Annotated in this window: 7 protein-coding genes and 1 pseudogene; 5 read left to right on the top strand and 3 right to left on the bottom strand. The window is 40.8% G+C overall.

Annotated elements, in window-relative coordinates; genetic code table 11:
• The 3 genes and pseudogenes from G3T18_RS22645 to menA form a co-directional block, all read right to left on the bottom strand.
• A pseudogene (locus G3T18_RS22645) lies at positions 1-347 on the bottom strand (hypothetical protein); the annotation flags it as partial.
• Positions 332-1,285: an o-succinylbenzoate synthase gene (locus G3T18_RS22640; RefSeq protein ID WP_224412866.1), complete on the bottom strand. Its 954-nt coding sequence runs from the start codon at positions 1,283-1,285 to the stop codon at positions 332-334. The gene G3T18_RS22640 and the pseudogene G3T18_RS22645, both read right to left, overlap by 16 nt.
• A gap of 356 nt (positions 1,286-1,641) precedes the next feature.
• Positions 1,642-2,553, bottom strand: a complete 912-nt coding sequence (gene menA / locus G3T18_RS22635; protein ID WP_224412865.1) for a 2-carboxy-1,4-naphthoquinone phytyltransferase — start codon at positions 2,551-2,553, stop codon at positions 1,642-1,644.
• A 346-nt stretch (positions 2,554-2,899) separates the two neighbouring features.
• Between menA and G3T18_RS22630 the strand changes: the two genes are divergently transcribed.
• From G3T18_RS22630 to G3T18_RS22610, 5 genes are all read left to right on the top strand, one after another.
• Complete coding sequence (locus G3T18_RS22630) at positions 2,900-4,342, top strand: isochorismate synthase (RefSeq protein ID WP_224412864.1); 1,443 nt, start codon at positions 2,900-2,902, stop codon at positions 4,340-4,342.
• A 14-nt stretch (positions 4,343-4,356) separates the two neighbouring features.
• Complete coding sequence (menH, locus tag G3T18_RS22625) at positions 4,357-5,157, top strand: 2-succinyl-6-hydroxy-2,4-cyclohexadiene-1-carboxylate synthase (RefSeq protein ID WP_224412863.1); 801 nt, start codon at positions 4,357-4,359, stop codon at positions 5,155-5,157.
• Positions 5,158-5,161: 4 nt separating this feature from the next.
• Positions 5,162-6,931 (top strand): 2-succinyl-5-enolpyruvyl-6-hydroxy-3-cyclohexene-1-carboxylic-acid synthase, encoded by a 1,770-nt coding sequence (menD, locus tag G3T18_RS22620; RefSeq protein WP_224412862.1) that lies wholly within the window; start codon positions 5,162-5,164, stop codon positions 6,929-6,931.
• A gap of 99 nt (positions 6,932-7,030) precedes the next feature.
• Positions 7,031-9,610 carry a leucine--tRNA ligase gene (leuS, locus tag G3T18_RS22615; RefSeq protein ID WP_224412861.1) on the top strand — a complete coding sequence of 860 codons (2,580 nt, stop codon included), beginning with the start codon at positions 7,031-7,033 and terminating at the stop codon, positions 9,608-9,610.
• 273 nt (positions 9,611-9,883) lie between these two features.
• On the top strand, positions 9,884-10,657 hold the full coding sequence (locus G3T18_RS22610; protein ID WP_224412860.1) for a hypothetical protein: 774 nt from the start codon (positions 9,884-9,886) through the stop codon (positions 10,655-10,657).
• Positions 10,658-10,687 lie beyond the last annotated feature (30 nt).

The following is a 10,687-nucleotide window of genomic DNA, read 5'->3' as shown; positions in this document are numbered from 1 at the left end:
GGAGATGCTTCACTACTCTTTGCTTCATTGATGATGATATGATTTAGGATAGATTCGGGTAAATTATTGCTTAAAATTAAATCGGGTTGAACTAAAGCAAAAACTTCTTCCCATTCTGATTCTACCCAGTTGGGATTACAAAGGAAAATTTTACTATTGGCAGTAACAGCAGCTAAAAAAGTGGCTAAAAATTTTAGAGGATTGTTTTCTATTAAAAGAATTTTGGGTGGCGTTTCGTAGTTTTGTAGCTGGTGAAATAATTCTAGGGTGAGAGAGTTAAATTGGTTGATGTCGTAACCAATTAACCAATTATCTTGTCGTAGTAAATGCGTTAACAATTTTTCCACAATTTTTCTAACCAGTTGTCTTCTGGGGCTGCAAACCAATGGTCAACACCAAAACCAAGGGCGCGAGGATGTAAACTAATTTCTGTAGCTAATTTTAAGGCGGCTTGTCTGCCAATTTCGGTTTCCAAAACTGAGGAAAATACCGCATCAATTTGATTTTGGCGACAAAATTGACGTAGACTTTGGGGAGAACCAGCGATCGCTGCTTTAATGACAAATATCCCTCGCCATCCTTTTGCGTAACATTTTGTTAACTGGGCGAGAGTGGCAACCGATTCATCTAACGCGATCGCTGTCAAGAATTCCGCATTCAAATTTAACATTTCGTCGAATTGTTGCGGAGGTAGAGGTTGTTCGAGAAATTCAACCTTACCTGATGCGTCAGAGACTTCTAACCATTGCTTCGCCGTCGCTAAATTTAGCCCTCCATTCGCATCCAGGCGTAATTTTGCCGTTGCGGGTAAAGCTTGACTCAATTGGCGAAAAATTGCGATTTCCTCAGCCATATCGCCAATGCCAATTTTCCATTTGAAAGTCTGTTTTCCTTGATTCGGGGCAGTTTGCCATGTTGTTAAAGCCTTTTTTCCTGCGGGTAACAGATAACAATTTTGGGCGATTTCAGCGAGACAAACCGAGTCTGAGTGGCAATTTTCCTGGGCTGAATTAAAGCCAAATTGACAAGCGGGTAAGGTATCGGGAATCTTGGCTAAATCCTCTGCTGTCATTGTTTCCCCCAACTGACGACAAAATTCCTCAGCTTCGGCTAAATTTTCCGATCCAAACCAAGGAAGCGGGGCAATTTCTCCCCAACCGACGTTACCTTTTTCATTCACCAAACGCAAAATAATTCCTTCTCTCACCTCCCAGCTACCATGACTGGTTTGTAAGGGTTGGCGAAATTTACGTCGGTATGTACGAAAGGTAAATCCGTAGGACATTTTTGGGGATTAGGGATTGGGGATTGGAGACTAGGGAAACAAGGGATTGGGGGTTTTCAGTGAACAGTGAACAGTGAACAGTTATCAGTTGTAAGTTATCAGTTATCCATAGAGATTGGAGACTAGGGAGACTTGGGAGAGGGGGTTTTCAGTGAACAGTGAACAGTGAACAGTTATCAGTTGTAAGTTATCAGTTATCCATAGAGATTGGAGACTAGGGAGACTTGGGATTGGGGGAGAGGGAGAAGACAAGCAGGAGGGGGAGACAAGAGGAATTAGGGAATAAACTGATAACTGGTAAGGTGCTAACTGGTAAGGTGCTAACTGCTAACTGGTAACTGATAACTGTTCGCTGTTTAAACCCAAATTTTCGGTAAAACGAAGCCTAACGCGAAGAGTAAACCACTCCAAAAATGCAGCTTGACGGCGATAAATTTACAATTGCTGACTTTTTCGGGTTGGTTGTGATGCTGCTTGACGTGGCGAATTAATTGCCAAGCCGCAGGTAAACTAGCAAATATCAGTAAGGTAGCGAGGGGAAAATAGCCGAGAATGACGCAAATAGTTGTCAGGGCGAAAACGCTACCAGTAGCCCAAGTGAGGACGATCGCGCCTTTTGCGGTTCCCAAACGAACGATTGGCGAGATTTTTCCGGCGGCGAGATCGTCTTCTACCTGATGAAAGTGAGAACAAAATAAGATTATTGACGTAGTAATTCCGATCGCCACCGAAGCGGCAATATTCATTCCAGAGAAGGTTTGAGTTTGGGAATAGTATGCAGCCGCGATCGCCAAAGGACCAAAGGTGAGGAAGCAAATAATTTCGCCTAAACCTTGATAACCTAAGCGAAACGGCGGTCCTTGGTAAGTGTATCCTAGGAAGCAGCAAAGGGCGATAATTCCCAGTATGGTTAAATCTTGTTGCCAATACGCGATCGCGCCAATTCCCAGGATACCCAACCCCAAACACAAATTACTCATCCAGAATACTAAGGTTTTATTGCCTGTCAAATTTACTACTGAATGAGCTTTATTTTTATCTATCCCCGTCTGGGAGTCAAACACATCGTTACTCAGATTCAGCCACCCAATAATCAAAATTGCTGAACCCAAAAAAGTAAAAAATATCAAATTGTTACAAATGCTTGTTTGGGCGAAAGCTACTGCTGTACCCACTGTAATTGGGATTACAGCAACGCTGTACATTGGTGGCTTTATTGCTGCTAGCCACAGTTTACTATGAGATTTTTCCAGATAAGTTGTGGTCATCAGGGCAGATTTGATTTAATTACTTTCAACCTATTACAAAGAGTATTATTTTCTTGACAAAATTACAATTTTTTGTCCTTGTTAAATTCTCCCAGAGAACAGCTTCATCCTAATTATCACCAATGCCAACAAGAGCATTTATCATTACTAGAATACCTTTGTTCGATACCATAAGAAAGACAGTTCTCTACTCTCAAGACTATTGCGATTACGCTATCCCTTGCCTAGTCCGTGTCAGCCGACACGCTTTTGGCGAGATCGGCGTCCAAAGCGATATCTTTAGAGATACCATCAATGTCACTCAAAAGCACGCAAGATTATCAAAAATTTTACGTTCTTTGCTTTCATGCCAGTTATACCCTGTTCGACTAACCCGATCCAAGATGAAAAAGAACTACATCAGTTTCTCTTAGTTTGCCAAGAGAAATCAATTCGCGCTGGTAGTTCGCTAATTGTCAGTTTTTCAATCGAAATCGATCCCATCGATCCTTTAGCTGTTTTGCAAAATTATCTGAGAACAAATGAACGACATTTTTACTGGGAAAATCGCGGAAAAGGGGAAGCGATCGCTGCTTGGGGAACCGCAGCCTCTTTGACAATTACTTCTTCAGATAGATTTACTAAATCTCAACAGTTTGTCCAAAAATGCTGTCAGCAAATTATTAAAACAGGCGACCTTCATTTGCCTTTAGCCGGACCTCATTTTTTGGCAGCTTTTACCTTTTTCGACTACCCAGAAAACCGCGATCGCTGTGTCGATCTTGCTGTAGGAAGTTTTCCGGCTGCTACTATTTTTCTCCCTGAATTTCATTTAGCTTGTCGTCAGGAAAAGTATGTTTTTGTGGCTAACTTTCAACTAGAAGCTCAAGGAGATATTAACTTAATTATCAATCGTCTTCAGCAACAGATTCAAAAAACTAGTTTGTCTCGCCAACCAATTATTAACCTCGCTTTCGATCCGCCGCAACCACTCATTCAACAATTACCGGAAATTACAGCCCATAAATTTACTTCGGCAGTAAGTTCTGCTTTAAGTTCAATTCAAAAAAAAGAGTTTAGTAAAATAGTTTTAGCCCATGCCCTTGACGTTACTGCCCCGGTTAATTTTCAATTGGTAGAATCTCTGCATAATCTGCGACAGCGACACCCAGATTGTTATATTTTTTCGATTAGTAACGGCAAAAAAAGTAACTTTATTGGCGCCAGTCCCGAACGTTTGATTAGTATCCACAATCATCAATTAGCAACTGATGCTTTAGCAGGTTCTGCACCCAGAGGTAAAACAACTGCTGAAGACGTTAAATTTGCCGATAAATTATTAAACAGCGAAAAGGAAAAACGCGAACATCAAGCAGTAAGTAAATTTATCATTCAACAGTTAAATAAAATTGGCTTACAACCAACAATTTCACCTTTACAAGTTTTACAACTTTCTAATATTCAACACCTCTGGACTCCCATTTATGCTCAATTGTCAAGCGAAATTAACCCGTTAGAAATTGTCGCCCAACTTCACCCAACTCCAGCAGTGGCAGGCGTTCCCACCGCGATCGCCTGCGAACAAATCCGCCGCTATGAAAGCTGCGATCGCTGTCTTTATGCTGCACCTTTAGGTTGGCTTGACGATCGCGGCAATGCCCAATTTATTGTTGGTATTCGTTCGGCAATGATAACTGAAAATTGGGCAAGACTTTACGCAGGTGCAGGTATTGTTGCCGGTTCCGATCCGCAAAAAGAATTAGCAGAAGTCCAACTTAAATTACAAACTATGCTTAATGCTTTAATTTGAATCAAAATTAATTGATGAAATTCCCCAAATATCAAGTTAATTACCAATTAATAGGCGCGCAAAATAAGTCAATTATTTGCTTTTTACATGGTTTTATGGGCGATAATCGTGACTTTGAATCTGTTGTTAATTTATTGACCGCAGAATTCCGTTGTTTAGTAATCGATATTCCCGGTCATGGCAAAACTAAAATTAACGGCAACGAATCATGTTATAATATGCCCAATACAGCACAAGCTTTAGTGGATTTATTAGTTGAATTAAATTTAAAAAAATCTTATTTAGTTGGTTATTCAATGGGCGGACGTTTAGCATTGTATCTGGCAATTCACTATCCGCAATATTTTCCCAAACTTGTCTTAGAATCAGCCTCACCAGGGTTAGCAACTGCTTTAGAAAGACGGCAACGAAAACAACGAGACGAACAACTCGCTAGGGAAATAGAAACAAGCAATTTTTCAGCCTTTGTTAACAAATGGTATCAGCAACCTTTATTTGCTTCCTTGAAATCTTATCCTCAGTGGGAAAAGATGAAAGCGAGAAGGTTAGAAAATAATCCGGCTGAATTAGCTAAATCTCTGCGTAATCTGGGGACTGGTAGTCAACCTTCATTGTGGGCTAAACTAACATCTTTTTCTCAACCTTTGCTATTATTAGTTGGAGAAAAAGATGCTAAATTTATAGCAATTAACTCACAAATGCAGCAACTATGTCCCTCGGCTGAGTTATCTATCGTTCCCAATTGCGGACATAATATTCATTTAGAAAATGAAGCTCAATTTGTGCAAATAGTCAAGCAATTTTTGCAAACATAAACAAATGATTGACTTGCGGAATACTAATACTTTATGGGGATCGATTATTGCCGAAACTTTTAGTCGTTTAGGTTTAACAACTGCAATTATTTGTCCCGGTTCTCGTTCTACTCCTTTAACTGTAGCTTTTGCCCAACATTCCGAGATTGAAACTATCCCGATTTTAGATGAACGTTCCGCCGCATTTTTTGCTTTGGGAATCGCTAAAAGATCGAGTTTACCTGTGGTTTTAATTTGTACTTCCGGAACGGCGGGCGCAAACTTTTTTCCAGCAATAATTGAAGCTAAAGAAAGTCAGGTTCCCCTCTTAATTTTAACCGCAGATCGACCGCCAGAATTAAGAAATTGCCATGCAGGACAAAGTATTGACCAAGTAAAAATGTATGGTAATTATCCTAATTGGCAAACTGAATTAGCCATACCTGCTTCAGATCTAGGAATGCTACGTTATTTGCGGCAAAATATCGTGCAAGCTTGGCAGCGATCGCTATTGCCTTCTCCTGGTGTTGTACACTTAAATATACCATTTCGCGAACCTCTCGCGCCTACACCAGAACCGCTTCACTGTCAATTGCAAGCTGAAGATTTTTTTGCTGGAATTAGCAATTTTTCTGTAGCCAAAAATACTTTTTCTCTAGAAATAACTGCCCAAATTAAAAACTATCTCTCACAATGGCAAAAATGCGATCGCGGAATTATTATTGCTGGGATAGCCCAACCCCAAAACCCAGAAGAATATTGTCAAATAATTGGACATTTAGCTAAAACTTTAGGTTGGGCTGTTCTCGCTGAAGGACTATCACCAGTGAGAAATTATGCTAACCGAAATCCTTATTTAATTTCTACCTATGATTCGATTTTGCGGAATCGAGAAATCGCCGAAAAATTATCTCCCGAAATAGTTATTCAAATTGGCGAACTTCCGACGAGCAAAACTTTGCGTAGTTGGTTAGAAAACACCCAAGCTTATCGTTTTATTATCGATTCTAGCAGTGAAAATTTAGACCCCATTCACGGCAAAACTACCCATTTGTATTTAGATGTCAGCCAATTACAACCGATAATAGATTTTCGGCAAACAAATGTAATCAAACCAGAAAATTACCTGAAAACATGGTATAATGCTGAAACTCAGTTGAGAACAAAAATAACTCGCAAACTAGCAGCAACTAAAACATTATTTGAAGGTAAAATTCCTTGGCTGCTTGCTCAAAACTTACCGCCACAAACACCAATATTTGTTGCTAATAGTATGCCAGTGCGAGATGTCGAATACTTTTGGCAACCAAACCATAGCCAAATTATCCCTTATTTTAATCGCGGTGCGAATGGAATTGATGGCACTTTATCCACAGCTTTAGGGATTGCCCACCGCAACCAAAGTGCTGTTTTGTTAACAGGAGATTTGGCTTTACTCCACGATACCAACGGATTTTTAACTAGTAATAAATTTCTCGGACATTTAACAATTATTTTAATTAATAATCAAGGTGGCGGTATTTTTGAAATGTTGCCTATTTCTCAATTTAAAAATACCTTTGAAGAATACTTTGCCACACCCCAAAATGTAGATTTTGCTCAACTAGCCGCCAGTTATGGCATCGAACATCAATTAATTACCTCTTGGGAACAGTTACAAGCCTTATTAAATCCTTTACCAGAAAAGGGAATCAGGATTTTAGAATTACAGACCGATCGCCAAACAGATGCTAAGTGGCGACAGGAAAATTTAGCTAAATTCGCTACCGATTTAGTGGAAAAATCGCCAAATTGATTTCCCTTGAAGAAATTATATTACAATAATAATACAAAAAGCGATCGCCATCGCAATATTAAAATATAGAGTGAAGTACGACTTCCAGGAGAGACTTGCGTGGAGTCCCGATATAACCCAGCCAAAATCGAGAAAAAGTGGCAACAACAGTGGACAGCCGAGGGAGCGGACAAAACCCCCGAAAACACTGACAAACCGAAATTTTATGCCTTGTCGATGTTCCCCTATCCATCGGGTAACTTGCACATGGGTCACGTGCGCGTATATACAATTACCGATGCGATCGCGCGCCTGAAACGAATGCAAGGCTATCGCGTTCTTAATCCGATGGGCTGGGATGCTTTTGGTCTACCTGCGGAAAATGCCGCCATTGACCGAAAAATTCACCCAGCGAAATGGACATATCAAAACATCGCCCAGATGAAGCAACAACTACAACAACTGGGCATTTCCCTAGACTGGGAACGCGAAGTTACCACTTGTGCGCCCGACTATTACAAATGGACACAGTGGCTATTTTTGCAATTTTTCCAAGCTGGACTAGCTTATCAAAGAGAATCAGCAGTTAACTGGGACCCCATCGACCAAACAGTTCTCGCCAACGAACAAGTAGACAACGAAGGGCGATCGTGGCGTTCTGGTGCTAAAGTAGAACGCAAACTATTGCGTCAGTGGTTCTTGAAAATTACCGACTACGCCGAACAATTACTTAACGACCTCGATAAATTAGCAGGGTGGCCCGAACGAGTCAAGTTAATGCAAGCCAATTGGATTGGTAAATCTGTTGGCGCTTATTTAGAATTTCCCATTGTCGGGATGGATGAGAAGATCGGCGTGTTTACCACTCGTCCCGATACCGTTTATGGCGTTAGTTACGTGGTTCTCGCCCCAGAACACCCACTGACAGCAAAAGTGACCGCGCCGGAGAGAAAAACCGCAGTTGAGGCGTTTGTCAAAGAAGTTGGCGAAGAAAGCGAATTAGAACGTACTGCGGAAGATAAACCCAAGCGAGGCATTCCTACAGGCGGTAAAGCAATTAACCCCTTCAACGGAGAAGAAATTCCCATTTTGATTGCTGATTACGTCCTCTACGAATACGGTACAGGCGCAGTTATGGGCGTTCCCGCCCATGATACGCGGGACTTGAAATTTGCTCAGGAAAACGATTTGCCGATTAAAGTAGTTATCGTGCCTGACGATGCTGATAACTCGAAACAAGTGAAAAACTTGTTAGATGAGGCGTATACAGATCCGGGTATTGTCGTTAATTCAGACTTATTTAACGGCATGGAATCAAATCAGGCGAAGGAAGAAATCGTTAAATATGCCGAACAAAAAGGTTTTGGTAGAGGAAAAGTTCAATATCGCCTTAGAGATTGGTTGATTTCCCGCCAACGCTATTGGGGCGCGCCGATTCCGATTATTCACTGTCCGAAATGCGGTACAGTACCAGTACCGGAAGCAGATTTACCTGTAAAGTTACCGGAAAATGTCGAGTTTTCCGGACGTGGTGCGTCTCCTTTGGCGAAGTTGTCTGAGTGGATCGATGTGAGTTGTCCGAGTTGTGGCGAAGCTGCGAAACGAGAAACGGATACGATGGATACTTTTATCGATTCGTCGTGGTATTTCTTGCGTTATACCGATGCTAATAACGATCGAGAAGTATTCGATCGCGCGAAAGTTAACGATTGGATGCCCGTAGATCAGTATGTCGGTGGAATTGAACACGCGATTCTACACTTATTGTATTCGCGATTTTTTACGAAATTTTTACGCGATCGCGGCTTAGTCGCTTGCGATGAACCTTTCCAACGCTTGTTAACTCAAGGTATGGTGCAGGGGATTACTTACAAAAATCCGGTTACGGGTAAGTATATTCCTTCGAGCGAAGTTAATCCCGAAGATCCCCAAGATCCCGAAACTGGAGAAAGTTTATCCGTCTTCTATGAGAAGATGTCCAAGTCAAAATACAATGGAGTCGATCCCCAGCAAGTTATCGCGAAATATGGCGCGGATACCGCCAGATTATTTATCTTGTTTAAAGCACCTCCAGAAAAAGATTTAGAATGGGATGCGGCTGATGTTGAAGGACAATTTCGCTTTTTAAATCGAGTTTGGCGTTTAGTAAGTGAATTTGACGTTAGCCAAGCAGCAAAATCAGGAAAAATCAACCATCAACAATTAACTAAAGCAGAAAAAGATTTACGTCGCGCCGTGCATTTAGCGATTAAGGAAATTTCTGAAGATTTAGACGAAGAATATCAGTTTAATACTGCTATTTCCGAGTTGATGAAGCTAAGTAATGCACTCAGCGATGCTAAGTGTCAAGACTCGCCTGTGTATCGAGAAGGAATCGAAACTTTAGTTAAATTAATGGCTCCTTTTGCGCCTCACATTGCCGAGGAAATGTGGCACAATTTAGGTTATAGCGAGTCAGTTCATTGGCAAAATTGGGCTAAATTCGATCCTCAAGCTTTAGAGGTAGATGAAATTACTTTAGTAATTCAAATTATGGGCAAAACTCGCGGCACAATACAAGTACCTGCGACTAAAGATAAAAAAGCTTTAGAAGATTATGCTCGTGCTTCCGAAGTAGCCCAACGTTACCTTGAAGGTAAGGAAGTGAAAAAAGTGATTGTTGTCCCAGGAAAGTTGGTTAATTTTGTCTTAGGTAAATAAGTCAGCCAATCAGCCAGTAATTAAACTAGAAGCATCACAAGCGAGAAATAAGACTAACTCAGCAACTTGTTGAGAAGATCCTGATTTACCATCATTGACTGCTCCCATCCCTTTAGCAACGCGGAGGGAGGGGAGCAGTCAACTTCTTGGCGCGATCGACTCATTCAATCTCGATCGTGAAATACAAAGAATAACCATTACATCTCTCTAATGAGAGAAGTCAGCATATCCTAGGAAAAGAAAAGCTAATTATGAAGATTATCTCTTTAATTTATGAGTTTCCTAGCAATTACTGAATCTTCTCACAACTTATTCTTTCCGATTTTAACTTTCCTCGCAGTAGCAGGATTAGCATTAGTGCATTTATTTGCGGGCAAACTACGTTTTTTAGAAGTAATTCCCCGCAGTCGCTGGTTATCAGTAGCAGGTGGTGCTTCAGTAGCATATATTTTTGTTCATGTACTACCAGAATTAAGTGAAGGACAAAAAACTTTTGAAGAAGTACCTTTGTTAGCCCTAGACTTTTTAGAACACCATGTTTATTTAGTTTCACTTCTGGGATTAGTTATTTTCTATGGCTTGGAAAAGTTAGCCCATTCATCCCGGAAACAAAATCAAGCAACTGGGGAAGGAGATACTACAGATCCAGGTATTTTTTGGGTGCATATCGGTTCTTTTACTCTTTATAATGGCTTAATCGGTTATTTACTCGTTCACCGCGAAGAACAAGGATCGTGGAGTTTGTTGATTTTTTCTCTAGCAATGGCTTTACACTTTTTAGTTAATGACTATGGCTTGCGCGAACACCACAAAAGTCAGTATAAACACATTGGGCGCTGGTTGTTAGCAGGGGGAGTTGTACTAGGCTGGACAATTGGTAGTGTCACGAAAATTTCTGAAGCCGCGATCGCCGTGTTATTTGCTTTTGTAGCAGGTGGAGTAGTTTTAAATGCGATCAAAGAAGAACTCCCAGAAGAACGCCAAAGCAATTTTTGGGCATTTTTCTTGGGAGCAATTGTTTATACCATTTTACTTTTAGCCGAATAATTGGGGGCAACCACTAAATTTGGGTAACTT

Source organism: Oscillatoria salina IIICB1 (assembly GCF_020144665.1).
Lineage (GTDB): Bacteria > Cyanobacteriota > Cyanobacteriia > Cyanobacteriales > SIO1D9 > IIICB1.
This window is presented reverse-complemented; position numbering and strand designations above follow the sequence as displayed.